This is a genomic window from Rhodococcus daqingensis (assembly GCF_042665615.1).
In the GTDB taxonomy this organism is placed as follows: Bacteria; Actinomycetota; Actinomycetes; order Mycobacteriales; family Mycobacteriaceae; genus Rhodococcus_G; species Rhodococcus_G daqingensis.
In genome coordinates this window covers 169,717-193,344 of the sequence record NZ_JBHTCS010000024.1, presented here as the reverse complement: position 1 = coordinate 193,344, position 23,628 = coordinate 169,717, and the positions used below count along the sequence as shown (strand labels likewise).

Here is a 23,628-nt window from a genome sequence, read left to right as displayed (position 1 = left end):
AGGAGGGAGATGATCAACAGCGGGAACGTCCCCCGCCGTCGCAACAGCGACGGCGGGGGCTCGGCCCGACGCGCTGTGACCACCTCGGGCCGGGCGCGGACCGCGGTCGTCACCCCTGCCCGCCGAAGACCCCGGGATGCAGCGCCTTCGCGATCGTCTCGACCGAGGTGACCATCCGCGGGCTCTCGAAGAAGTCGTCGAGCGGCACGACGACAATCCGGTTGTTGCGCACGGCCGGGGTCGCCGAGGCGATGGGCTGGCTGCGCAGGTACTCGAGCTTCTGGGCCACCGGCGCGTTGCCGTAGTCGAGCACGACGATCGCCTCAGGGGCACGTTCGCCGACCGTTTCCCACGTCGTGGTGGTGTACGGCTTCTGGCCCTCGGAGGTGATGTTCCGCGCGCCCGCGTACTCGGCGATGAGATTGCCGATCCCGACTCCGCCGATCGACAGTGGTTCCGCCTCGCCACCGTCGTAGAAGAAGGTGGGCACCGGCTGGGCGCCCGCGGCGGCGAGGGTGGACCGCACCCGCTCCAGCGGCTCGGTGACGCGCTCGGTGAGGGTCGAGGCCTCCGCCTCCGCCCCCAGGATCTCGCCGAGCTGCGCGAAGTCGTTCTCCAGCAGACCGATCGACGGGAAGCCCTTGCCGCAGTATTCGGAGAACAGGAAGGTCGCGATGCCCTCCTTTTCGAACTGGTCCCGATCGCGTCCCTCCTTGGCGTCGAACGCGCTGCGCATCCCGCCGACGATGAGATCGGGTTCCAGATCGCGGATCTGTTCGGCCGTGGGGTACTCCTTGCCGAGGCTGGGGATCTTCCGGAACCGATCGGCCGTCTCCGGCAGCGGGTTCGGCTGTTCGCCGTATCCCATCCCGACGATCCGGTCGCCGACGCCCATCAGGATGAGCGTCTCGGTGACGTGATCGTTCATGGAGACGATGCGTTGCGGCGGGGCGTCGAACGTCGCGGCACGTTCACAGTTGGTGATGTGTACCGGCTCCGCGAAGTCGGCGGCGTCCGCGCGTTCGGTGACCGACTCCCCCTTGGAGCATCCCGCGAGTGCGAGACCGAGAACGAGTGCGACCGAAGCGATACCGCGTCGCTTGCTGGTGAGATTCATAGCAGACCTCTGGTTCAGGGGTCGCCGAGGACGGGTCCAGCTCGAAGGAACCCGAGCACACCGGATCCCGCCCCACCGGACTTCCGCTTCGTAGACCACGACGAATGGGAGTCGCATGACGATCGGCAGGTAATCGGGCTTGTCGCGTGAGCGATCTACCGTTGCGGGTCAGCGCCGGATTTCGACCGGACTTCCCCTGCGCGAAGGTCAGTAGTGCTCCTGCAGTATGCACGAGCCGTGATGACGCCTAGAGCGGGCTCCGCAGCCACGGGTGCTCGATGCCCACCCATCCGCCGATGAGTCCGAGAGTGCCCAGCACCCACAGGGTTCCGATCACGATGGCGAACGTCAGCAACGCGGCCAGTCCCTTGACCACGATCGACTGCCGGACGAACCAGGCCATGAACCGGTCGTAGCGCTCCCGCACGAACCGGAGCAGACGGTGGGCCCACGCGAACTCCGAGGCGAGGATGCCGAGTCCCGCGAAGACGATCAGCCAGCCCGGTCCCGGATAGGGAATGGCGACGATGCCGACGACCAGGACCGCTCCGCCGATCACGCCGACGCAGATCCGATAGGCGAGGTTCAGGGCCGGGTTGCCGGCGATGCGTCGGCGCAGGCGCATCCACCTGTTCTCGGTCGCATGGTTCTCGGTCGTCGCCACCCGGACCACAGTACCGACGGGCCCGGCGCAATGCCGTGGCCGCCGCGTTACCTCGCGACCGCCCGCCAGGCCTCGAGTTTGCTCGCCGCCGAGGTGCCCGCGTTCGCCGGGCTTGTCGACGGCAACTTCACCATGTCGACCTCCGCCGGATGCAGACCCCGCGCGACGACGGTGCGCCGATACGCCTGCTCGGCCGTGACCCCGTTGAAGAAGATCCGGCCGATCCGCGGGTGACGATCGAAGAGCGTCCCGAAGTCGTTCGCCACCTCGGACCCGGACTCGATACTCGAATCGAGGCTGCCCTCCCGCCTGCACCGTTTGAGCACATCCCACAATGCGATGCCCTCGTCCTGCAGCCGCCGCAGGCGCTGCGGGTAGGTCTGCCACGGTCCGGCGTCGAACAGCTCACCCATGATCGGCCAGAAGCTGTTGCGTGGATTCGCGTAGTACATGCCCGCGACGAGGGACGGGATACCGGGCATCGACCCGAGGATGAGGGTGTCGGCGCGCTCGTCGAGTACGGCGGGAAAGCTGTGTACGACGGTCATGGGCGTCCATTACACCCCAACCCGGGGACAAGAAAAAGGGCCGTCGCGAGATTCTCGCGACGACCCTTTGTCTGTGGTCCCGGCTGGGATCGAACCAGCGACCTTCCGCGTGTGAAGCGGACGCTCTCCCACTGAGCCACGGGACCGAGCCGCGCGCTGAACTCTCGCGGCCGGACGGGATGGAACATTAACACGACTTCCGCGGAAGTGAAAAACCGCCGTCGAACCCCCGCCACGATGCCCGCCCACGGGTCCCGGACGAGGGTCGGGAATGGCCCGTATTCCCGGTTCAGCACATCAGACGACCCCGGTTTCCGCCGTTGAGCTGGCGATTTGTGACTACACACCCCGTGGGCTAATGTTTCATCTCGCACCACGGAGGCAGCAACGCCGCCCCCGGAAGTGCAATGCGGATGTAGCGCAGTGGTAGCGCATCACCTTGCCAAGGTGAGGGTCGCGGGTTCGAATCCCGTCATCCGCTCTCGAGGTTGGACTCGACCTTGACGGTGGAGTGGCCGAGTGGTGAGGCAACGGCCTGCAAAGCCGTGCACACGGGTTCGATTCCCGTCTCCACCTCGCGCGATTAGCTCAGCGGGAGAGCGCTTCCCTGACACGGAAGAGGTCACTGGTTCAATCCCAGTATCGCGCACCAAGGAAAAGGCACCCGGTCGGGTGCCTTTTCTGTTCGCACTCTCGGACCTGCACCATGGGTCCGGCAGTGCACAATGCGGATGTAGCGCAGTGGTAGCGCATCACCTTGCCAAGGTGAGGGTCGCGGGTTCGAATCCCGTCATCCGCTCGAGAGGGCCGGACTAGTTCCGGCGTCCCGCGCGATTAGCTCAGCGGGAGAGCGCTTCCCTGACACGGAAGAGGTCACTGGTTCAATCCCAGTATCGCGCACCAAGACACTGCCGCCCTTCGGGAGGGTGCATTCTTCGCATCGGGTCGATAATGACCACATGGTGTATCAACTGATCGCCAACGCGACCATGGTCGCCCACTTCGCCTTTCTCGTGTTTGTCGTCGCAGGCGGATTCCTTGCATGGCGCTGGCCGTGGATGATCTGGCCGCACCTGATCCTCGCCGGCTGGGGTTTCTCGACGATCGTCTTCGGATTCGACTGCCCGCTCACCCACATCGAGGACTGGGCCAGGCGCGAAGCGGGCGAGCAGGGGCTGAGCCGCGGCTTCATCGACACCTACCTGACCGGGGTCGTCTACCCGGAGCGGTACACCACCCTGCTGCAGGTGCTCGCCGGGACCGCGGTCCTCGTCTCCTGGGCCGGTTTCGTCATCCGGCGCAGGCGACCGGACCGGGACCGGGTCACCGCACCGAGCTGATCGCACCCCGCGGGTCGATCACGCCGCGCAGTGTCCGGCGTGCCGCCCTGCCCTCCGGGGTCGGCAGCAGCGGGTAGACGTGCAGCAGGCCCGGTTCCTCGTGGTACTCGAACTCGGTGTTGCTGAGCGCGATTCGTTCGCGCAGCCGACGTGCGTCCGCGTTCAGGATGTCGCGGGTGCCGGTGAACACCGTGACGTGGCCGAGGTCGTCGAGATCGGCATTGATGGGGCTCACCCGCACGTCCTCCGGCGGCAGGGCGCCGCGATAGGCCTCGCCGGCGACGCGGAGCGCGTCCGGACACAACCACGGGTCGTGCGCCGCGAGGTCCGCGATCGCGGGGTCGTAGGCGGCGATGTCGAGCCACGGCGAGATCAGCACCGTGCGACGCGGCGGCGCCAGCGTGCGTTCCCGCAAGGCCACCGCGACGGCCAGCGCCATCCCGCCGCCCGCGGAATCACCGAGCAGGGAGAACCGATCGGCGCCGCGCTCCCCCATCAGACATTCGGCGAGATCGGCGGCCGCGGGCACCAGCACGTCCGCGGTCGCCGCGGGGGCGAGCGGGTAGATCGGGACCACGACCTCCATCGGCAACGAGAGGGCCAGGTCCGCGACCAGCCGCCAGTGTCGCCGGGTGATCTCCCGGAAGTACGAGCCGCCGTGCAGGTACAGGGCACTGTCCAGGTCGCGCCGGGCCGCACCGTGCGCGGCCAGCGAGTACACCGGCCAGCCGGCGGCCGAGCGCTCCAGCCGGATGTCGACCCGCCGATCGAGCCCGCGCGGCGGACTGAACGAGCGGGGCCGCAGGGCCCTGCTCGCCATCTCCCGCAGGGTGGCCTCGGCGCCCACCCGCCTGCTGCCCCGCAGCGCGAGGGCAGCAGGCATCAATCGGTTCGCCAGGCTGGTCATCAGCTCGGGCTCGCGTGTCCGGCGATCAGGTCGCGGTACCAGAAATACGAGTCCTTCGGCGTCCGGGCAAGGGTCTCGTAGTCGATGTGGACGAGGCCGAACCGCTCCTTGTACCCGGCGGCCCACTCGAAGTTGTCGAAGATCGACCAGGCGAAGTATCCCCGCACGTCGACGCCGTCTTCCATCGCAGCCCGCACGGCGTGCAGGTGTTCGCGGTGGTAGTCGATCCGCCGCCGGTCGTCGACCCGGCCGTTCGCATCGGGGTCGGTGTCGTGGAACGAGGCACCGCTCTCGGTGATGTAGATCGGCGGCAGCTCGTCGCCGTACCGGTCCGCGAAGATCCCCAGGATCTCCCGCAACCCCTCGGGCACGATCGGCCAGCCGAAGTCCGTCCGCTCGTAGCCCTCCAGCGCCACCGGCTGGAACGGCATTCCCGGCGGCAGGTCCACCTCGAGCACACCCGCGCCCCCGTCGTCCTCACCGGACGGAGCGGCGATCACGGTCGGCTCGTAGTAGTTGATGCCGAACCAGTCCAGCGGCTGGGAGATCACCTCGAGATCCTCGGCGACGGGACCCTGGATCATGGCCCCGATCTCCTCGGCGGGATAGCGACCGCGCAGAATCGGATCGGCGAAGGTCCAGTTGACGAGGTGGTCGTAGATCTCCGCCGCGGTGGTGTCGGCCTCCGATTCGCTGGCGGCGCGGACCGGCGCGTGATTGGAGGCGATCCCGATGTTCGAACACCCGGCCGCCCGCAGGGCCTGCACCGAGAGCCCATGACCGAGCAGCTGATGGTGCGCGGCCTGCAGCGCACCGAATCCGAGCTCCTCGCCGGGTGCGTGCACGCCGAACGCGTGACCGTAGAAGGTGTGCACCACCGGCTCGTTCAGCGGCATCCACATGTGTACTCGGTCGCCGAGCCGGCTACCGACGATGTCGGCGTACTCGGCGAGCCGGTACGAGGTCTCGCGATTGAGCCATCCGCCGGCCTCCTGCAATGCCAGCGGCAAGTCCCAGTGGAACAGGGTGACCGCCGGCTTGACGCCCGCGGCGCCGAGCTCGTCGATCAGCCGGTCGTAGAAGTCCAGTCCCTCCGCGTTGACCGCACCGCTGCCGGTGGGCTGCACCCGGGACCAGGACACCGACAGCCGATAGGCGTCGACGCCGAGATCACGCATCAGCGCGACATCCTCGCGATACCGGTGGTAGTGGTCGATGGCGACCACCCCGGTCTCGCCCCCGACGATCACGCCGGGCCGCTCGCAGTACTCGTCCCAGATGGAACGACCCCGGCCACCCTCGTCCACCGCACCCTCGATCTGGTACGAGGCGGCGGCCACGCCCCACAAAAAGCCCTGAGGGAACACCGGATTGGTTTCGACAGCAGTCATCACACGAGTTTGCCCGAAATGTTGGACGCGCGTCCAGTGCGGTGTTTGAATTCATCAACAACCCGCCCGAACGGGCCCGGCGAAAGCACACTGGCCTAATGACGCTCCCCACCCCCGCCCCGCGGGCCGCCCGCGTGGCGACGGCCACGGCCTTCGGCCTGCAGGGCCTGTTCCTCGCCGCGCTCCTGACGCAGCTCCCCCAGTTCAAGGACCGGTTCGGCTTCGACGACTCCACGATCGTGATCGCGGTGGTGCTCGTCTCGTTGGTGGCGGGCGTCGGCAGCGTCCTCGCCGAGTACGTGGCGACGAGGACCTCCAGCAAGACCACCCTGCGCGCTGGGCTGTTCGTGATCGCAGGTGCGGGCGCCGGGATCGCGTTCGCGCCCTCGACCGCCGCGTTCTTCACCGGGTTCGCCGTGTACGGCATCGGCCTCGGCATGGTCGACGCGGCCACCAACATGCAGGCGGTCGCGATCCAGCACCGCTACGGCCGGTCGATCCTGTCCTCGTTCCACGCGGTGTGGAGCGTCGGCGCCATCGTCGGTGCACTGTACGTCTCGGCGTGCTCGGCGCTCGAGGTGAGCCTGCCGGTGTCGATCTTCGGCGCCGCGCTCGCGGTCGCCGCGGGAACCCTGCTGATCGGACCGAGGCTGCTCGCCGTGGGACCGGAACCCGAGGCCGCCACGTCCGCCGCGCCGCTGGCCATCCCGCTGCGCCCCTTCCTCGCCCTCGGCGCCGCGATGGCGCTGTTCTTCGCCATCGACTTCAGCGTCGGCAACTGGTCGGCGCTCTACCTCAAGGACCTGCTGCTGGCCAGCGCCAGCACCGCCGCGCTCGCAGTGGCCGCCTATCAGACCGCGGGCCTCGTCTCCCGCCTGACCGGCGACTTCTGGGTGCGGCGCCACGGGGAGATCGCGGTGGTCCGGGTGGGCTCGGCGATCGCGGCGCTCGGCCTCATCGTGGTGATCGCCGCGCAGAGCCCGACCGTCGCGATCATCGGCTTCCTCATCGTCGGACTGGGCGCACCGGTCGTCGCCCCACTGTGCTTCAGTGCCGCGGGCCGGCTCGCCCCGCCGGACCAGACCGACGCCGTGATCGCCCGGCTCAACCTGTTCAACTACGCGGGCACGTTGATCGGCGGCGCCATCGTCGGCGCGGTCGCGGCCGTCTCCGATCTGCGGATCGGCTTCGTCCTGCCCCTGCTGTTCGCGGTGACGCTGTTCCTGCTGGCCCCCGCGTTCCGGCCCGACCGGGTGCGCAGAGATACCGATTCCGCAGAGCTGTCGAGTGTGGTCGACTGAACGCATGCCGACTCAGTTCGCCATCATCCGCGCGACCGCGTCCGACGCTGCCGAACTCGCCGCCGTCGCGGCCGAGACCTTCCCGCTGGCGTGCCCGCCGACCGCGACGGAGGCCGACGTGGCGGACTTCGTGTCCACGGTCCTGTCCGAGGCCCGCTTCACCGAGTACCTGGCGGCTCCGGACCGGACCGTGCTCAAGGCCGTCGACTCGGACGGGATCACCGGCTACGCGATTCTCGTCGACGGCACGCCGGAAGACCCGGACGTGCGCGCGGCGGTGACGCTGCTGCCGACGATGGAGATCAGCAAGCTGTACGTGCTGCCGGACCGGCACGGCGACGGGGTCTCGGCTGCGCTGATGACCGCCGCCCTCGACCATGCCCGGGCGCTCGGCGCCGCGGGCGTCTGGCTCGGCGTGAATCAGGAGAACACCCGGGCCCAGCGCTTCTACGCCAAGAACGGTTTCGAGCGAGTCGGCACGAAGACGTTCCTGGTCGGCGAGCAGCTGCACCACGATTTCGTCATGCAGCGAGCGGTCTGAGCTACGCCGCGACCTCGAAGCGGGACAGCGCGAGCAGTCGTGAGGTCGCGCGCAGGTACTTCTTCCGGTACCCGCCGGCGAGCATCTCCGGGGTGAAGATCTCGTCCAGCTTCGCGCCGGACACCGTGACCGGGATGCTCGCGTCGTACAGGCGGTCGGCGAGCACGACGAGTCGCAGCGCCACCGACTGGTCCTGAGCCGGGTGCACGCCCCGCAGGAACACCGCGGGCACGTCCGCGATCAGCTTGTTGTAGCGCGACGGGTGCAGCGTGCTCAGGTGCGCGCACAGCGCGTCGAAGTCGTCGAGCGTCGCGCCGGGGATCGCGTCGGCACGGTCGGCGAGCTCGGCATCCGAGATCGGTTCCGGCGCGGGCGGCAGATCACGGTGACGGTAGTCGGGACCGTCCACCCGGATCGTCTCGAAGATCGAACCGAGCTTCTTGATCTCGCGGAGGAAGTCCTGGGCCGCGAACCGGCCCTCGCCCAGCTGTCCGGGCAGGGTGTTCGAGGTGGCCACGATCGACACGCCGCGCGCGGACAGCTCGGTGAGCAGGCGGGAGACGAGCATGGTGTCGCCCGGATCGTCGAGCTCGAACTCGTCGATGCACAGCACGCTGTGCCCGGAGAGCTGTTCGACCGCGTTGTTGAAGCCGAGCGCGCCGACCACGTGGGTGAGCTCGACGAACGTCCCGAACGCCTTCGGCGACGGCACGCTGTGGAAGATCGACGCCAACAGGTGGGTCTTTCCGACACCGAAGCCGCCGTCGAGATACAGGCCCGCGCCGCTGGCCTGGGTCTTCTTGCCGAACAACCCGCGTCGTCCGCCCGAGCGGATCTTGGTCACCTTGGCCGCGAACTCCTCGGCCTTGCGCACGGCGGCGGCCTGGCTCGGTTCGTTCGGATCGGGGATGTAGGAAGCGAAACTGACGTCGTCGAACATCGCCGGCGGGACCATTTGCGCGATCAGCTGGTCCGCCTGAACCACCGGACTGCGATCAACAAGACGCTCGTGCATGCAAGGAGGTTATCTACGTGCTGTTATCTCCCATATGCACCGCCTCGATAATGCGACCCACCTCACACCGCTGGACGACGACGAACTCCGCAACCTGCACCTCTACCCGGACACGACGTCGGCGCCGTGGATCCGGGTCAACTTCGTCTCCAGCATCGACGGCGCCGTGAGCGCCGACGGGACGTCCGGCGCGCTGGGCACCCCCGCCGACAAGCGCCTGTTCGGCGTCCTGCGCGAACTCGCCGACGTGATCCTGGTCGGCGCAGGCACCGTGCGGGCCGAGAACTACGGTGGCGCCCGGGTCACCGCGGAGCGCAGCGCACGACGGCGCGAGCGCGGCCAGACCGACGCACCCCCCATCGCCGTGGTCACCGCGAGCGCCGATATCGACCCGGGGTCCCGCCTGTTGACCGACACCACCGTCGCACCGTTGATCCTCACCACCGCGGGCGCGCCCGACGATCGGAAGGCCCGCCTCGAGGCGGCGGGTGCGCGGGTGCTCGAACTCGGTGAGTCCACCGTGACATCCGCGGCGATCGCCCGGACCCTCCACCGACTCGGGCTGGGCCGGGTGCTGTGCGAGGGCGGTCCGGCGCTCTTCGGGCAACTGCTCACCGACGATGCCGTCGACGAGCTGTGCCTGACCACCGCGCCGCTGCTGGTCGGTGGCCACGCTCCGCGAATCGCGCTCTCCCCCACTGCCACTGCGACGACGATGCGACGGGCGCACCTGCTCGGCGACGACGACGGCACGCTGCTCGCGCGCTGGGTACGCGAGCGGAACGGCTGAGCGACCTGGCAGGCTGTGCGTCGTGACCTCCCCACTGCGCAGGACGTGGCCGCTCGCCGTGGTGCTCGCCCTCTGCTGCGCCTGCAGTGCCGGGCCGAGCGTGCGCCCCGACGTCGCGGTCGAACAGCGCCCGGGCGAGCTGACGGGCCGACCCGCCGATGCCGCGCAGGAACCGCCCCCGCTCGAGGTGCCCGCGACCGACCTCGACTGGAGCGACTGCACCCGCACCACCCTCGACACGCTCGGCCTCGGTCCGGGACCCGCGGGCCTGATCATCGAGTGCGCGCAGCTCGCTGCCCCGATCGACGCGGCCTCGGCGATCCCCGGGACGTTCAGCGTCGGCGTGTCCCGGGCCAGGCTGCCGCAGACACCGACCGACGCGGGTCCCCTCGTCCTCACCTCCGGCGCGGACCGGTCCTCGACCGCCACCCTCGCGGCGCTGGCCGCAGGCCCGATCACCGACCTGCTGGCCACCCGACCTGTGGTGGCGGTGGACCGCCGCGGGATCGGTACGTCGACCGTCATCGAGTGCATCGACACGCCGACCGACCCCGGCCTGCGTCAGAACATGCTCGACCTCGGACAGTTCTCCCCGCCGGACCCCGACGGGGGCGACGCGGCGGACAAGGTGATGACGCTCAGCCGCGACGCCACCGTCGCGTGCACCGACTTCCTGCAGCCTCAGGAACTGGCCTTCGACGCCGCGCACGCCGCGGACGACCTCGAACAGCTCCGGATGGCGTGGGGTGTCGAGCGGTTGGGCCTGCTCGCCACCGGTCACGGCGCGGCGGTCGCGCTCTCCTATGCGGCGAAGCATCCGGACCGGCTCTCCCGGCTCGTCCTCGATGCCCCCGGCTCGGTCCGCGCCGATGCGGTGACCTCGGCCGAATCCCGCGTCGCCGGGCAGGAAGCGGCGCTGGCCGCCTTCGCCCGACAGTGCGCGGCGCTGGCCTGCTCGCTGGGCACCGATCCTCGTTCCGCGGTGGCCGATCTGGTCCGCCGGGCATCGGCGGGCGAGCTGGCCCCGGTGTCCTCGAACGGCCTGGTGATCGCGCTCACCGGCTTCCTCGGCGCGCCCCGCGGCGATCAGCAGGCCCGCGTCCGCGAGTTCGCGGACGTGCTGAGCGCCGCCGGTCGCGGCGATGTCGGCCCACTCCAGTCCCTCATCGGGCACACCGCCGCGGCCACCGACTCGGACGGCCAGTTCATCGCGCGTTGCTCCGACGGCCATCAGTGGCCGACACCCGGCCGGGCCCGTGAGCTGCGCACCGCCTGGGCCGACCAGTACCCGGTGTTCGGGCCCGATGCCGCCCTCTCGCTGCTGCTGTGTACGGCCTGGCCGACCACCCCGCCGCCGGAACCGCCCGCACAACTCGACGTCGCCGTGCTGACCCTCAGCGGGATCGCCGACCCGGTCGTCGGCAGTGACGGTCCCGGCTCCGTCACCGGGACGGTGGCGGCGGTGGGCACCGCGACCGCGACCGTCGGGTGGCTCGGCAGCGGGCACCCGGTGTCCACGCATTCCGGGTGCGGCCAGCTCGCGATCGCCGACTACGCCCGCACCGGAGCACTCCCTCCCGACGGCGGCGCCTGCCCGGGCTGAGGCGGCTCCGCGGAGTGTCACCCGAACGACGGGGTGCCCGCTCGGTGTACCGTGCCACGGTGTTCCTTCGACAGCTCGAACCGCGCACCGGACGGACGACCGCAGAGGTGGTCAAGTTCGCGCTGTGGCCGATCGCCATCATGACGGTGTTGCATCGAGTGCTGGTCAAGGCGGTGAACGGGTTCCGCACCGACGACTTCAAACCGGTCTACGAGGCGGCGCTGGCCTTCCTGAACCACCGGCCCGTGTACATCGCGAACTTCAACTGGGTGGACCCGCACTACCTCTACCCGCCCAGCGGAACCCTGCTGATCGCCCCGATCGCCCTCATCGACCCGGAGCGCTCGCGCTGGCTGTTCATCCTCGTCAATGCGGCGGCCGTGATCATCGCCGGCTACCTGTTGCTGAAGATGTTCAACCTGGCGCTCGACTCCGTCGCGGCGCCGATCCTGCTGTTCGCGATGTTCGCCACCGAGACCGTCACCAACACCCTGGTCTTCACCAACATCAACGGCCTCGTCCTGCTCGGCGAGGTGGCGTTCATGTACCTGCTGCTGCGCAAGAAGGACGCGTGGTCCGGCGTCGCGCTCGGGCTGACGTTCGCGGTGAAGCCCGTGCTCTGGCCACTGTTGTTGCTGCCGCTGGTGAGCAAGCAGTGGAAGTCGATCGTCACGGCGATCGGGATCCCGGTGATCCTCACCGCGATCGCCTGGCCGCTGTCGGCCGACCCGATGGACTTCGTGCACCGCACCGCGCCGTACCTGATGGAGTCCCGTGACTACTTCAACAGCGCGATCGTCGGCAACGGCGCGTACTACGGACTGCCGGACCTGCTGATCCTGGCGCTGCGCGCCCTGTTCGGTGTGATGGTGCTGGTGTCGCTGTGGCTGCTGTACCGGTACTACCGGGACGATCAGCTCTTCTTCGTCACCACCGCCTCCGGCGTGCTGATGACCGCGGCGTTCCTGCTGGGCTCGCTGGGACAGATGTACTACTCGATGATCCTGTTCCCGCTGCTGATGAGCGTGGTACTGCGGAACTCGGTGATGCGGAACTGGCCCGCCTGGCTGGCCGTCTACGGGTTCATGAGCTACGACAGCTGGCTGTCGGGGCGGTTCCCGGCCGCCGGCCGGGCCGCGGAGTACATGAAGACCACGCTCGGCTGGAGCCTGCTCCTGATGGTGATCTTCGCGGTGCTGGTGGCCCGCTACCTCACCGCGAAGCGCGAGAACAGGCTCGACGACGGCATCGACCCGGCGTTCGTGGTCCGGGAGCCCGCGAGGGTGGCCGTCGGCTGAGTACCGTGGTTCCCATGAGTTCCGCGGCAGATCCGGCACCCGTCCAGTTCACCGACGCGCAGTGGCGCGAGCGTCTCACCCCCGAGGAGTACGCGGTGCTCCGTCAGGCAGGCACCGAACGGCCGTTCGTCGGCGAGTACACCGACACGAAGACCGTAGGCGAGTACCACTGCCGGGCGTGCGACGCGCTGCTGTTCACCAGCACCGAGAAGTTCGAATCCCATTGCGGGTGGCCGTCGTTCTTCGACCCGGCGGACTCCGACGCGGTGATCCTGCGCGAGGACAACACCCTCGGCATGCGCCGGGTCGAGGTGCTGTGCGCCAACTGCCACAGCCACCTCGGCCACGTCTTCGAGGGCGAGGGCTACCCCACCCCCACCGATCAGCGGTACTGCATCAACTCGATCTCGCTGCGCCTGGTTCCGCGCGACTGAGTCCCGCTCTCCGCAGGGGCGGCCAGCGCTCGGCCCAGCGCCAGCACGCTCAGGCCAAAGATCAGGACTCCCAGGGGAACGTGGAGCGACGGCACGTGCGCGATGCCCAGCGCCACCTGCGCGGAGGCGAGTACGAGGAAGCCGGACGCGTACAGGATCGGGCGGGGCGAGCCGCCACCCGGCCGCCACGCCAGGATCGCGGCGAGTACGTAGAGCATCGACGCGCCGTACATCACCTTCGATCCGGCGTCGTGCAGTTCCGCGCCAAGGGACGAGGACAGCAGCATTCCGGCGGTGACCGCCTGGAAGAAGATGGTCGCGGTCTGCAGGGCTATCGCGACACGCAGGAACGTGATTCTGCCCGGTACTGCCCTCGTCTGTGTGGCCATGATGCGGTCCCCTCATCTGCCTCGCGGCGGTGGATCGATAGTGTCTCGGTACTACGACGACGCGGGCTCGCGAAATGTGAGGCGAAGCGGACGAGAAGAACCAGGGAGCGGTCGCGACCATGAGCACCCCATCCGAGCCGAGCGCGATCGTCGGCGAGCGGCGCCATCTGACCAATCTCGCCTACCGGCTGCTCGGTTCGCTGTCCGAGGCCGAGGATGCGGTGCAGGAGACCTACTCTCGCTGGTACGCGATGTCGCAGCACCGACAGGAGGCCGTCGAGTCGCCCGGCGCCTGGCTGACGACCGTGGCCGGCCGCATCTGCCTGGACATGCTCGGTTCGGCGCGGGCCCGGCGTGAGCGCTACGTCGGCGCATGGGTACCCGAGCCGCTGCCCGACCGTACGGAGTGGGCCGGCGGGCGGACGGGTGGCGGCGGCGCCGACCCCGCCGACAGGGTCACCCTGGACGAGTCGGTGAACATGGCCTTTCTCGTCGTACTGGAGTCGATGACGCCTGCCGAGCGCGTGGCGTTCATCCTGCACGACGTCTTCCGGTACCCCTTCGCCGACATCGCCGAGATCGTCGGCCGGACGCCCGCGGCCTGCAGGCAATTGGCGTCCTCGGCCCGTCGGCGGATTCGCGCCGCGCAGGTTCCCGCGGTTCCGTCGGCCGCGCAGGCCGGTCTGGTGCGACATTTCAAAGCGGCGTGGGAGGCCAAGGACATCGAAGCCCTGGTCGACCTCCTCGACCCCCACGCCAGGATGACCGCCGACGGCGGCGGCCTGGTGGGCACCGTCCTCCGCCCGGTCGAGGGCAGCAAGCGCATCGCCGAGTACCTGGCCCACATCGCCGACAAGGCCCCCGGGCTCACGCTCCTGGAGCGGACGGTCAACGGCAGACCCGGCCTGGTCGCCCAGCACATGGGCGTCACCGTGACCGTGGCGGCGTTCAGTCTCACCGGCGGCCGCATCACTCACATCTGGGCGGTCCGCAATCCGGAGAAGCTCCGTCCGTGGACTGAGAACGAACAGGGCTGAGACCTCCGGTCAGCAGAACCGCGATTCGCTCACTTCGGCGGGTACATCGTCTCGATGATCGTCTTCGCGATGGTGCTGGCCGGGTCCTGACCGTTCGCGCCGGGCGCGAGGTTGGCCCAGACGACCAGCGTGACGCCGCTCTCGGCATCGGAGCCCATGAACGAGTTGTACCCGGGCAGCTCGCCGGTGTGACCGTAGAGCGGACCCAGTTTCGCGATCGCCCAGCCGTAGCCCGGCCCGTCCGGCTGGCTCGGATCGACCGGTTGCACGCTCGCGAGGCGACGGGCCTGCATGTCGGCGTCGAGGGCCTTGCCGTCGGCCAGCGCCTCGACCCATGTCGCGAGGTCGTGCGCGGTGGAGATCCCGGATCCGGCGGCCCACGCCCAGGACGGGTTGCCCTCGGTGACGTCGTTCGGCGCGAGGGTGCCCGCGGTGGCCGCGGCCTGCATGTCCGGCGGGATCGCGGGGTCGGTCATGGTCAGCACGTTGTCCCCGAACATGTAGCCGCGCGAGAACGGGGCGGGGATCGCGTTCGAGGTCAGGGCGGGCAACTCGGTGTACTCCAGGCCGACCGGCGTGAACAGCCTGTCCCGGAAGATCTCCGGGAGCTGCTTACCGTCGAGCTGCTCCGCGATCAGACCGAGCAGCACGAAATTGGTGTTGGAGTAGTGATAGCCCTGCCCGGGCGGGAAGTACGGCGGATGCGCAAACGCCAACGCCAGCAACTCCTCCGGGGTCCACACCTTCTGCGGATCCCGGTCGAGGGCCTCGTTGAGTTCGAGCGTCTCGCTGTAGTTGAACAGCCCGCTGCGCATGTTCAGCAACTGCTCGACCGTGATGCCGTCGCCGCCGGGGACCTCGGGCCGATATCGCGACACCGGGTCCTCGAGCGCGATCTTGCCTTCCTGCACCAGCTGCAGGATCACCGTTCCGGTCCAGGTCTTGGTGTTCGAGCCGACCCGGATGTGGTCGTCGAGGGTCACCGGCGCACCGCCCCCGCGTTCGGTGGTGCCGTAGGTGACGGTCTGTTCACCGTCCGGGGTGCGCAGCAACACCACCGCGCCGGGCAGCAAGAACTGCTCGGCGGCCTCCTGCACGGTCGACTGCAGGGTCGCGTCGTCGATCGCGGGGGCGGCCGCGCCGGGCGAGGTGGTTCCGGAGGCGGGACCCGGATCCGACCCGGTGTCCGAGGAGCAGGCACCGAGCAGCAGGGTCAACGCGAATGCGGCGCCGGCCGCTCGGAGATGGCGTGGTCGACTGGTCACCGCACGACGGTCCATGCCCGGTCACGCTACGCCGCAGGTCCGGTGCGTCGCAGGGAAATCGGACCTCACCGACGCGGTCGGACGACCGGCGGGTCGTAGGCGCGGACAGGCGGCAGCTCGCCGTCGAACCGTTCGATCTGCACCAGCACGTGCTGGCCGGTGCACCCGCGCGCCAGGCTGGAGGTGCCGACGTCGGCGGTGAGCACGTTGGGATTGCCGTGCACGCACATCGAGCGCGGATCGGATGGGTCCAACGGGTCGAACCAGGCGCCCGTCGAGAGCTGGACGACGCGGGTTCGCACGCCGTCGTCGAGCACGGCCCCGGCCAGGCAGGCACCGCGGTCGTTGAACACCCGGACCACGTCGCCGTCGGCGATACCCCGTGCGGCGGCGTCCTCGGGGTGCAGCCGGATCGGTTCGCGCCCCTGGATTTTCGAGTCCTGACTGGTCGCGCCGTGATCGAGTTGGCTGTGCAGCCGGGTCTTGGGCTGGTTCGCGATCAGGTGGAGTGGGAACACCTCGGCGCGTCGCCCACCCAGCCACTCCTCCGGCTCATACCAGGTCGGGTGCCCGGCGCAGTCGTCGTAGCCGAAGCCGTCGATGTCCGCGGAGAAGATCTCGATCCTGCCGCTCGGAGTGCGCAACGCATTGGCCTCCGGATCCGCGCGGAACTCCTCGAAAAGGGTCAACTGGTCCTCGGTGCGCATCCGCACGAACCCTCGTTGCCAGAACTCGCCGAACTCCGGCGCGTCTGCGCCGTCGGCGAGGACGTACCCGCGCCACTGGTCGTAGAGGTGCTCGATCCACTGGCGGGCGGTGCGGCCCTCGGTGAACCGCTCACCGAAGCCGAGCCGGTGCGCGAGGGCGGAGAAGGTGTCGTAGTCGTCTCGGGCGTCGGCGAACCGACGGGTGGCGGCGTGCATCGCGACCATCAGCGGATCGTTGCGTGTGCAGGACAGGTCCTCGCGCTCGAGCGACGTCGTGGACGGAACGACGATGTCCGCGTGCTTGGCCATCTGCGTCCAATACGGGTCGTGCACGACGATCGTGTCCGGCCGGGCCAGCGCGCGGCGCAGCCGGCCGAGGTCCTGGTGGTGGTGGAAGGGGTTGCCTCCGGCCCAGTACACCAGCCGGATGTCGGGAAAGGTGCGGCGCCGACCGTCGAAGTCGTACTCCTGCCCCGGGTTCAGGAGCAGGTCCGAGATCGCCGCGACCGGGATGGAGTCCGAAACCGGGTTCTGCCCCTGGAACAGGGTCGGCAGGGGGTACGGCACCGGCGCCAGCCCCGGCTCGTTCATCGAGCCGTATCCGTGCCCGAAACCGCCGCCCGGCAAACCGATCTGGCCGAGCATCGCGGCCAGGGTGATGCCCGCCCACGGCGCCTGCTCGCCGTGCCGCACCCGTTGCAGCGACCAGGTGACCGAGATCATGGTGCGGCCCTTCGCCATTCGGCGGGCCAAATCCGCGATGGTGTCCGCGGGCAGGCCCGACAGGGCGGCCGCCCACTCGGGGGTCTTCGCGACGCCGTCGGCCTTGCCCAGCAGGTACTCCTCGAACACCTCGTAGCCGGTGCAGTAGCGGTCGAGGAAGGCCCGGTCCGCGAGCCCCTCGTCGGCGAGCACATACGCACAGGCCAGCATGATCGCCACGTCGGTACCGGGACGTGGCGCGAGCCGCTCGGCCTCGCCGTCGAGATCGTCGCGCAACGGGCTGATGGACACGATCCGGCCGCCCCGCGCCCGCAGCGCGTCGAGCGCGCCGCGGGTCGGGTGGTGACTGGTGCCCCCGTCGTTGACGGCGGTGTTCTTGAGCGGCACTCCCCCGAAGCACACCATCAGGTCGGTCTCGCGGGCGATGACGTCCCAGTTCGTGGAGCGGGCGAACATCTTCCAGTGCGTGCCGACGACCCGCGGCATGATCACGCCGGTCGCGCCGAGGGAGTAGCTGTGCTCGGAGCGGGTGTAGCCGCCGAGCATCTTGAGGAACCGGTGCACCTGGCTCTGCGCGTGGTGGAATCGGCCCGGCGAGGACCAACCGTAGGAACCGCCGAAGATCGCGCGATTGCCGTGCGCGTCCACGACGCGACGCAGCTCACCGCCGAGCAATTCCGACAGCTCGTCCCAGGACACCGCGACGAACTCGTCGGATCCGCGATCGTCGGACGGGCCCGGGCCCCGCTCGAGCCAGCCCCGCCGCACCGCCGGGCCTGCGACCCGGGAACGATGCCGCACCGAGCCCACCGCGTTGGCCAGGATCGGGGAGGGATCGCCGTCGCCGGAGTACGGGTGCACCGCCGTCACCTCGGCGCCGTCGGACTCCGCCTCGAACATCCCCCAATGCGCCATGTGCTGGCGCCGCGTGGTTCCCGAACTCATGGCGCCGAGTCTGCCATCCGGCCGAAACCCGTCCGGTTCACGACGTCGGGGTGTATCCCTGAGAGATGACGCGCAGCGGCGATGTCGTGCGGCCCGGTGTCCTCGAACTCCGCATCCACGGGGTCAGCAACACCCCGCCGTACTGCATGCTCGATGTGCAACCCGACGAGGTCCGCCGGGTGGGCGGCGACGACCTGGCGAGCTTCTGGACGGTCAAGGCCGACGTCGCGGCCGAACTCACCGCCGACCAGCGGGGGTACACACCGCCCGGCATCCGGCGGGAGGCGTACTCCTGGGGAGCGTTGGCACGCACCACCAGCGGCGGCGTCCTCCCGGTTTATCGGAAACTTCTGGCGATCGTCATCCGTGCCGCCTGGTGCCTGGTGCTGCCGTACGGGCTGACGAACCTCGCGTACTGGGCTCGAGATCTCGGCGCGAGCCCGCGGCGAGTCTTCCAGTCGGCGGCGGCGGTCCGCCTGGTCGGCCTCGCCCTGACCCTGCTGTTCGTGAGCACCGTCGTCACGGTCTGCTCGGACCTTATCGCGCTGCAGTACCTCCACTCCGGGATCGGTCGTCTCCCGACGCAGATCGGCGTCGTGGCCGAGTGGACCCCCGCGCGACGGCTGGCGGCGTCCATGCTGGTACCGGTCATCGCGGTGGCCCTGTTGTGGTCGGTGGCCTGGCGCTCCCGCTCCCGCTACGACGTGGACACCTCGGCACAGGACGCCCGCGTCGCCGCGGACACGCCGGTGGTGCGGCGGAACGGTTTCTGGAACAACACCGCGCACGCCACGGAGACCGCCCTGATCCATGCCGGCGCCAGCGTGGCGGCCGTCGTCGCGATGACCGCGTTGTTCGTGCCGCCGGACGGTCAGCCGCCCGCCCGGTGGTCGTGGGCGACGGCGGCGGTCGCGGGGGCAGCGATCCTCGGCGCCGTCGTCCGCCTGATCCGGACGAGCGCGAACGCGGCCGACGTGCCGGTCAAACCGGCCTCGGCCGTCCACTGGACCACCTGGGTCGTCCTCGGGGTCAGCGGCGCCGCGTTCGTCGCGCACGCCCTGCTGCTGGCCCTCGGTCCCGGCTCAGGGGTCCCGAACGGACAATCCGCGGCGCGGTTGGAGGGGCTGATCGCGATCCCCGCGACACTGCTGGTCCTGCTGTTGGTGCCTGCTCTCGCTTTCGCGGCGCGCGGCAAGAAGCCCCTGCGCGCGTGGGGCGGCCGGGCCGTCGGGGTGTTCCTGCTGCTCGCGCTCGGCACCGCGATGCTGCTGTCGAACCTGGTCGTGGTCGGGGTCGGCAACTGGTTGAACGGGACGAGCGGCGCCGCCGACCTGGTGGCGTCGGGCCCGGTGAGGACCGCCGAGACCATCCACGTACCGGAGTTCTTCGCGTGGTTCGGTGTCGGGCTGGTCGTGTCCGGTGCGCTGGTGTTGGCATCCGTGCCGGTGTTCGCGACCGCCGCGGTCCGATGGGCCGCGGCGCTCCCCTCCGCAAGGCCCGCCCCGGCACCCGGCACGGTCACCGACCCGAGCACCGCCCCGGCGCGGTTGCTGGCCACCGCCGCACACCGGGCCGAGCCGTTGGTCGGGATCCTCGCCGTGCTGACGCTGGTGTCGCTGCTCCCCTGCCTGCTGTTCGCCGGGTGGCAGATCATCCCGTGGGTCGGCGATCCGATTGCCCCTCAGGCACTCACCGATCTGGGAGTGCTCCCCGCGACCGTCCTCGTGGTGGCGCTGGCGGGCGCGTTGATCCTGCGGCCCGACGGCGCGCGGCCGCTGGGCATCGTCTGGGACCTGTTGTGCATCGTCCCTCGCGCCGCGCACCCGTTCGGGCCGCCGAGCTACTCGGAGCGGGCCGTGCCGGAGCTGGTCACCCGGTGCGAGTCCTGGCTGAGCGTCCCCGGCCGCAAGGTCGTGCTCTCCGCGCACTCGATCGGGTCGGTCCTCGCGGCGGCGGTGATCCTCGACCCGCGATCGGCGGCGCTGATCAAACGTGGCGCGCTGCTCACCTATGGTTCGCAATTGCGTGCCTACTTCGGACGGATCTTCCCCGAGCTGTTCGGTCCGGACGTCCTCGCGACCGTGCCCGCCAGGGCCGCGCGACTGTTCGGTGCCGACGAGTTCCGTGACGACACGTCCGGTGGTCGACCCGCCGCGAGGAGACAGACGCTGGTCGGGTTGTTGCGTGCGGGCACGGGCGAGACTCGATGGATCAATCTGTGGCGCGAGACGGACTATCTGGGCTTTCCCGCCTACTCGCGGGCGGCGAACTACATCGACGTGACGGCCGACGAGATAGACCGGTCCGGCTACCTGCCGACCGTGGCGAGCCACAGCGGGTACGTCCGGACACCGCAATACCGCGAGGCCCTCGACGAGCTGGTGCGCAGGATCGGCACCTGAGTCCGTCCTGCGCACCGCCGGTCACGAGTCAGGGCAGCGACGCGATGAGCTTGTCGACGGCCACGCGGGGTCCGGTGAAGAACGGGACCTCTTCGCGCACGTGCATCCGTGCCTCGGTGGCGCGCAGGTCCCGCATGAGGTCGACGATGCGGTCGAGCTCGGGGGCCTCGAAGGCGAGGATCCACTCGTAGTCGCCGAGCGCGAACGCGGGGATCGTGTTGGCGCGCACGTCCGGGTAGCCGCGACCGGCCTTGCCGTGGTCGGCGAGCATCTTGCGACGCTCCTCGTCCGGCAGCAGGTACCACTCGTAGGACCGCACGAACGGGTACACACAGATGTAGGCGCCGGGCTCCTCGCCCGCCACGAACGCGGGCAGGTGACTCTTGTTGAACTCCGCCGGACGGTGCAACGCGACATTGCTCCACACCGGGTCGCTCGCGCGACCGAGGATCGTGGTGCGCCGGAAGTCGGCGTAGAGCTTCTGCAGATCCTCCAACCGCTCCGCGTGCGTCCAGATCAGGAAGTCCGCGTCGGCCCGCATCCCGGCGATGTCGTAGATGCCGCGGACGGTCGCGTCGGTGTCCTCGAAGGAGTCGAAGAACGCCTTCGCGTCGTCGATCGCCTTGGTGCGGTCCTCGTCGAGGACTCCCGGCTGCACCTGGAACACCGAGAACATCGCGTAGCGGAGCGTGGAGTTGAGCTTGTCGTAATCGAGGCGTGCCATGGCTCTATCGTGCCATCCGCGCCGCGACCGTGGACGCCGCCGTCGTCGCCGCGGCCACGCAGGCGGGCACACCGACGCCGTGCAGCAGCGCCCCGGCGACGGCCAGCCCCGGCAGCGCGGCGACCGAGTCCTCGATGACCTGCACCCGCTCGAGGTGTCCGGGCCCGTACTGGGGCAGCCCGCCGTGCCAGCGCTGGACAACCGCGTCCACCGGATCGACCCGGAGTCCGGTCACCGTCTCCAGGTCGGCACGGGCGGCCGCGACGAGCTCCTCGTCGGGGGCATCGACGATGTCCGCGTCCCCGAACCGGCCGAACGAGGCCCGCAGCAGCGCCCCACCGCGCTCGGCCAGGTGCGGCCACTTGCGGCTGGACAGCGTGAACGCCTTGGCCCGCACGGCTTCCCCGGTGGCGACCAGGATGCCGGAGTTCTCCGGCAGCGGCGTGCCCTCCGCGAGCGCGAGGGCGACCACCACCGACGAGGCGAGCGGGATCCGTGCGGCGGCGGAGCTCGCGACGGGCGCGACGTCGGACAGCAGCGCGGCCAGCGACGGGGCCGGCACGGCCAGGACGACGCCGTCCACCGGTCCGACCGGATCGATCCACCAGCCCGCACCCGACCGTCGCAGTCCCGATGCCTCCGCGCGCAGCACGGTCGCCGCGGCCCGTTCGGTGAGCGCGTCGAGCAGTACGCCGTAGCCGTCACGCAAGCCACCGAACACCGGGCCGGGCGCGGGCGCCGGCAGGGCCTCGGCGACTGCCGCCGACAGGCTGCCCGCGCCCCGGTCCAGAGCCGCGGCGAGGGTCGGCAGCGCGGCACGCACACCGATCGAATCCGAGAGTCCCGAGTACACGCCGCCGAGCAGCGGGTCCACCGAGCGGCGCACCACCTGCTCGCCGAACCGCGATCCGACCAGGGTCGCGACGTCCGTGTCGGTGCCGGGCCGCCAGTCCAGCGGCACGCTCGACTCCGCATCGATGCGGGCCAGGGTCGCCTCGTCGACCAGCCCGGCGACCGATGCCGACCGGGCGGGTATGCCCATCAGGGTGCCGCCCGGCAGCGGGTGCAGCTCGTGCCCGGACCAGATCAGCGGTCGCACACCGGCCGGGGCGACGATCTGCTCCGACAGGCCGAGCTCGGCGAGCAGCCCGGGCACCTCCGGACGCCGGGCGATGAAGGCCTCCGCGCCGACGTCCACACCGTCGCCCGCCAGCTCGGTGGTCCGCAGTTTGCCGCCGAGGCGGCCGGACGCCTCGACCACCGTGATGGCGGCCTCGGGCCCGAGCCGTTGCCGCAGCCGGTACGCGGCGACCAGCCCGGAGATGCCCCCACCGATGACGGCGACCGAACTCACAGCGAGTGCACCAGCTCCACCGCCGCGGTCAGCACGCCCGGATCGGTGTCCGGCAGCACCCCGTGCCCGAGATTGAAGATGTGTCCGATCGCGCCCGCCGCGACCGCCCGGTCCGCCTCGTCCGCCACCCGACGGACCTCGCGTTCGACGGCGTCCCAGCCGGCGAACAGCACCGCGGGATCGAGGTTGCCCTGCAGCGCCTTTCCGGGGCCGACGCGACGGGCGGCCTCGTCGAGCGGGATCCGCCAGTCGACGCCGACCACGTCCGCGCCCGCCTCACCCATGGCTCCGAGCAGTTCGCCGGTGCCGACACCGAAGTGGATGCGCGGCACGCCCGCCTCGGCCACCTCCGCGAACACCCGCTCCGAGTGCGGGAGCACGAACTTGCGGTACTCCGCGAGCGAGAGCGCGCCCGCCCAGGAATCGAACAGCTGCACGGCGTCGACCCCCGCGTGCAGCTGTGCCTTGAGGAAGGTGATCGTGGTGTCCGCGAGCGATCCGAGCAACGCGTGCCAGGTGTGCGGATCCGAGTGCATGAGCGCCTTGGTGCGCTCGTGGTTGCGGCTGGGGCCGCCCTCGACCAGGTACGAGGCCAGCGTGAACGGCGCCCCCGCGAACCCGATCAGCGGGGTGTCGCCGAGTTCCCGGGTGAGCAGCGCGATCGCCGCGGTGACCGCGCCGACCTCCTCGGTGCGCAGCCTGGGCAGCGCCGCGACGTCGGCCGCCGACCGCACCGGCGAGGCCACGACCGGTCCGGTGCCGGCCACGATGTCGAGGTCGATACCCGCCGCCTTGAGCGGTACGACGATGTCGGAGAACAGGATCGCCGCGTCCACCTTGTGCCTGCGCACCGGCTGCATCGTGATCTCGCAGACCAGTTCGGGATTGAAGCAGGATTCGAGCATCCCGATCCCGGCTCGGATCTCGCGGTACTCGGGCAGCGACCGGCCGGCCTGCCGCATGAACCACACCGGCCGGTGCGCCGGTGTGCGCCCGGTCGCGGCCGCCAGCAGTGGTGTCTGGGGCAGCAGCCTCCGGTACGGGTACTGCGCGCCGGTGGTCATGGCCGCATTCGTGTCTTCCAGGTCGCTCATATGTCCCAACGCTCATCGCCCGACGTCTACTTGGCGACC

General features: G+C 70.0%; 21 protein-coding genes, 6 tRNA genes and 1 riboswitch. Of the genes, 14 read left to right on the top strand and 13 right to left on the bottom strand.

What is annotated here, in order from left to right; all coding sequences use genetic code 11:
• Nucleotides 1-109: 109 nt before the first annotated feature.
• The 4 genes from ACFQS9_RS20135 to ACFQS9_RS20120 form a co-directional block, all read right to left on the bottom strand.
• On the bottom strand, nt 110-1,117 hold the full coding sequence (locus ACFQS9_RS20135; protein WP_378407900.1) for an ABC transporter substrate-binding protein: 1,008 nt from the start codon (nt 1,115-1,117) through the stop codon (nt 110-112).
• 106 nt (nt 1,118-1,223) lie between these two features.
• Nucleotides 1,224-1,372, bottom strand: a riboswitch (cobalamin riboswitch).
• Nucleotides 1,365-1,742 carry a TIGR02611 family protein gene (locus ACFQS9_RS20130; RefSeq protein ID WP_378408294.1) on the bottom strand — a complete coding sequence of 126 codons (378 nt, stop codon included), beginning with the start codon at nt 1,740-1,742 and terminating at the stop codon, nt 1,365-1,367. Its footprint overlaps the riboswitch before it by 8 nt.
• An 86-nt stretch (nt 1,743-1,828) precedes the next feature.
• On the bottom strand, nt 1,829-2,329 hold the full coding sequence (locus ACFQS9_RS20125) for a DNA-deoxyinosine glycosylase (protein WP_378407898.1): 501 nt from the start codon (nt 2,327-2,329) through the stop codon (nt 1,829-1,831).
• Nucleotides 2,330-2,403: 74 nt separating this feature from the next.
• Nucleotides 2,404-2,475: transfer RNA gene (locus tag ACFQS9_RS20120), tRNA-Val, on the bottom strand.
• Between the two features lie 263 nt (nt 2,476-2,738).
• On the opposite strand from ACFQS9_RS20120, the gene ACFQS9_RS20115 reads away from it, so the two are divergent.
• The 6 genes from ACFQS9_RS20115 to ACFQS9_RS20090 all read left to right on the top strand — a co-directional run bounded on the left by ACFQS9_RS20115 (nt 2,739) and on the right by ACFQS9_RS20090 (nt 3,669).
• Nucleotides 2,739-2,810 (top strand) — tRNA-Gly (locus ACFQS9_RS20115).
• Between the two features lie 24 nt (nt 2,811-2,834).
• Nucleotides 2,835-2,905 (top strand) — tRNA-Cys (locus ACFQS9_RS20110).
• A gap of 1 nt (nt 2,906) precedes the next feature.
• Nucleotides 2,907-2,981 (top strand) — tRNA-Val (locus ACFQS9_RS20105).
• Nucleotides 2,982-3,056: 75 nt separating this feature from the next.
• Nucleotides 3,057-3,128, top strand: a tRNA-Gly gene (locus ACFQS9_RS20100).
• Nucleotides 3,129-3,157: 29 nt separating this feature from the next.
• A tRNA-Val gene (locus ACFQS9_RS20095) sits at nt 3,158-3,232 on the top strand.
• A gap of 56 nt (nt 3,233-3,288) precedes the next feature.
• On the top strand, nt 3,289-3,669 hold the full coding sequence (locus ACFQS9_RS20090) for a DUF2784 domain-containing protein (RefSeq protein ID WP_378407896.1): 381 nt from the start codon (nt 3,289-3,291) through the stop codon (nt 3,667-3,669).
• On the opposite strand, the gene ACFQS9_RS20085 is transcribed toward ACFQS9_RS20090, so the two are convergent.
• Together ACFQS9_RS20085 and ACFQS9_RS20080 are read right to left on the bottom strand one after the other, a co-directional pair.
• Nucleotides 3,653-4,576, bottom strand: coding sequence for an alpha/beta hydrolase fold domain-containing protein (locus ACFQS9_RS20085; RefSeq protein ID WP_378407894.1), 924 nt, complete (start codon nt 4,574-4,576; stop codon nt 3,653-3,655). The genes ACFQS9_RS20090 and ACFQS9_RS20085 overlap by 17 nt on opposite strands.
• The gene (locus ACFQS9_RS20080; protein ID WP_378407892.1) at nt 4,576-5,967 is read right to left on the bottom strand and encodes a GH1 family beta-glucosidase; all 1,392 of its coding nucleotides are present in this window, start codon (nt 5,965-5,967) and stop codon (nt 4,576-4,578) included. The genes ACFQS9_RS20085 and ACFQS9_RS20080 overlap by 1 nt, the downstream gene beginning before the upstream one ends.
• A gap of 98 nt (nt 5,968-6,065) precedes the next feature.
• Between ACFQS9_RS20080 and ACFQS9_RS20075 the strand changes: the two genes are divergently transcribed.
• Together ACFQS9_RS20075 and ACFQS9_RS20070 are read left to right on the top strand one after the other, a co-directional pair.
• Nucleotides 6,066-7,268, top strand: a complete 1,203-nt coding sequence (locus ACFQS9_RS20075; protein WP_378407890.1) for an MFS transporter — start codon at nt 6,066-6,068, stop codon at nt 7,266-7,268.
• Between the two features lie 4 nt (nt 7,269-7,272).
• Nucleotides 7,273-7,809: a GNAT family N-acetyltransferase gene (locus ACFQS9_RS20070; RefSeq protein WP_378407889.1), complete on the top strand. Its 537-nt coding sequence runs from the start codon at nt 7,273-7,275 to the stop codon at nt 7,807-7,809.
• Nucleotide 7,810: 1 nt separating this feature from the next.
• On the opposite strand, the gene zapE is transcribed toward ACFQS9_RS20070, so the two are convergent.
• Nucleotides 7,811-8,824, bottom strand: coding sequence for a cell division protein ZapE (gene zapE, locus ACFQS9_RS20065; protein WP_378407887.1), 1,014 nt, complete (start codon nt 8,822-8,824; stop codon nt 7,811-7,813).
• 34 nt (nt 8,825-8,858) lie between these two features.
• On the opposite strand from zapE, the gene ACFQS9_RS20060 reads away from it, so the two are divergent.
• Genes ACFQS9_RS20060 through msrB form a run of 4 tightly spaced genes read left to right on the top strand, consistent with a single transcriptional unit; the run spans nt 8,859 to nt 12,949 of the window.
• The gene (locus ACFQS9_RS20060) at nt 8,859-9,614 is read left to right on the top strand and encodes a pyrimidine reductase family protein (RefSeq protein WP_378407885.1); all 756 of its coding nucleotides are present in this window, start codon (nt 8,859-8,861) and stop codon (nt 9,612-9,614) included.
• Between the two features lie 22 nt (nt 9,615-9,636).
• Nucleotides 9,637-11,217 (top strand): alpha/beta hydrolase, encoded by a 1,581-nt coding sequence (locus ACFQS9_RS20055; RefSeq protein ID WP_378407883.1) that lies wholly within the window; start codon nt 9,637-9,639, stop codon nt 11,215-11,217.
• Between the two features lie 59 nt (nt 11,218-11,276).
• Entirely contained in the window at nt 11,277-12,515 is a 1,239-nt protein-coding gene (locus ACFQS9_RS20050) for a glycosyltransferase family 87 protein (RefSeq protein ID WP_378407881.1), read from the top strand.
• Nucleotides 12,516-12,529: 14 nt separating this feature from the next.
• Nucleotides 12,530-12,949, top strand: a complete 420-nt coding sequence (gene msrB, locus ACFQS9_RS20045; protein WP_378407879.1) for a peptide-methionine (R)-S-oxide reductase MsrB — start codon at nt 12,530-12,532, stop codon at nt 12,947-12,949.
• Here msrB and ACFQS9_RS20040 read toward each other — a convergent pair.
• A complete protein-coding gene (locus ACFQS9_RS20040) occupies nt 12,898-13,338 on the bottom strand; it encodes a hypothetical protein (RefSeq protein WP_378407877.1) in 441 nt (146 codons plus the stop codon). The two genes, msrB and ACFQS9_RS20040, sit on opposite strands and share 52 nt — an antisense overlap.
• A gap of 119 nt (nt 13,339-13,457) precedes the next feature.
• Here ACFQS9_RS20040 and sigJ point away from each other — a divergent pair, with 119 nt between their 5' ends.
• On the top strand, nt 13,458-14,375 hold the full coding sequence (gene sigJ, locus ACFQS9_RS20035; RefSeq protein ID WP_378407875.1) for an RNA polymerase sigma factor SigJ: 918 nt from the start codon (nt 13,458-13,460) through the stop codon (nt 14,373-14,375).
• 29 nt (nt 14,376-14,404) lie between these two features.
• Here the strand turns inward: sigJ and ACFQS9_RS20030 are convergent, their stop codons facing one another.
• On the bottom strand, nt 14,405-15,655 hold the full coding sequence (locus ACFQS9_RS20030; protein WP_378407873.1) for a serine hydrolase domain-containing protein: 1,251 nt from the start codon (nt 15,653-15,655) through the stop codon (nt 14,405-14,407).
• A 50-nt stretch (nt 15,656-15,705) separates the two neighbouring features.
• On the bottom strand, nt 15,706-17,985 hold the full coding sequence (locus ACFQS9_RS20025) for a molybdopterin-dependent oxidoreductase (protein WP_378408292.1): 2,280 nt from the start codon (nt 17,983-17,985) through the stop codon (nt 15,706-15,708).
• A gap of 95 nt (nt 17,986-18,080) precedes the next feature.
• On the opposite strand from ACFQS9_RS20025, the gene ACFQS9_RS20020 reads away from it, so the two are divergent.
• A complete protein-coding gene (locus ACFQS9_RS20020) occupies nt 18,081-20,417 on the top strand; it encodes a hypothetical protein (RefSeq protein ID WP_378407871.1) in 2,337 nt (778 codons plus the stop codon).
• A gap of 28 nt (nt 20,418-20,445) precedes the next feature.
• On the opposite strand, the gene hemQ is transcribed toward ACFQS9_RS20020, so the two are convergent.
• The 3 genes from hemQ to hemE are packed head-to-tail and all read right to left on the bottom strand — an operon-like array spanning nt 20,446 to nt 23,589.
• Complete coding sequence (hemQ, locus tag ACFQS9_RS20015) at nt 20,446-21,141, bottom strand: hydrogen peroxide-dependent heme synthase (RefSeq protein ID WP_378407870.1); 696 nt, start codon at nt 21,139-21,141, stop codon at nt 20,446-20,448.
• A gap of 4 nt (nt 21,142-21,145) precedes the next feature.
• Nucleotides 21,146-22,495, bottom strand: a complete 1,350-nt coding sequence (locus ACFQS9_RS20010) for a protoporphyrinogen oxidase (RefSeq protein ID WP_378407868.1) — start codon at nt 22,493-22,495, stop codon at nt 21,146-21,148.
• Nucleotides 22,492-23,589, bottom strand: a complete 1,098-nt coding sequence (hemE, locus tag ACFQS9_RS20005) for a uroporphyrinogen decarboxylase (protein WP_378407866.1) — start codon at nt 23,587-23,589, stop codon at nt 22,492-22,494. Before hemE ends, ACFQS9_RS20010 begins: the two co-directional genes overlap by 4 nt.
• Nucleotides 23,590-23,628: the final 39 nt, after the last annotated feature.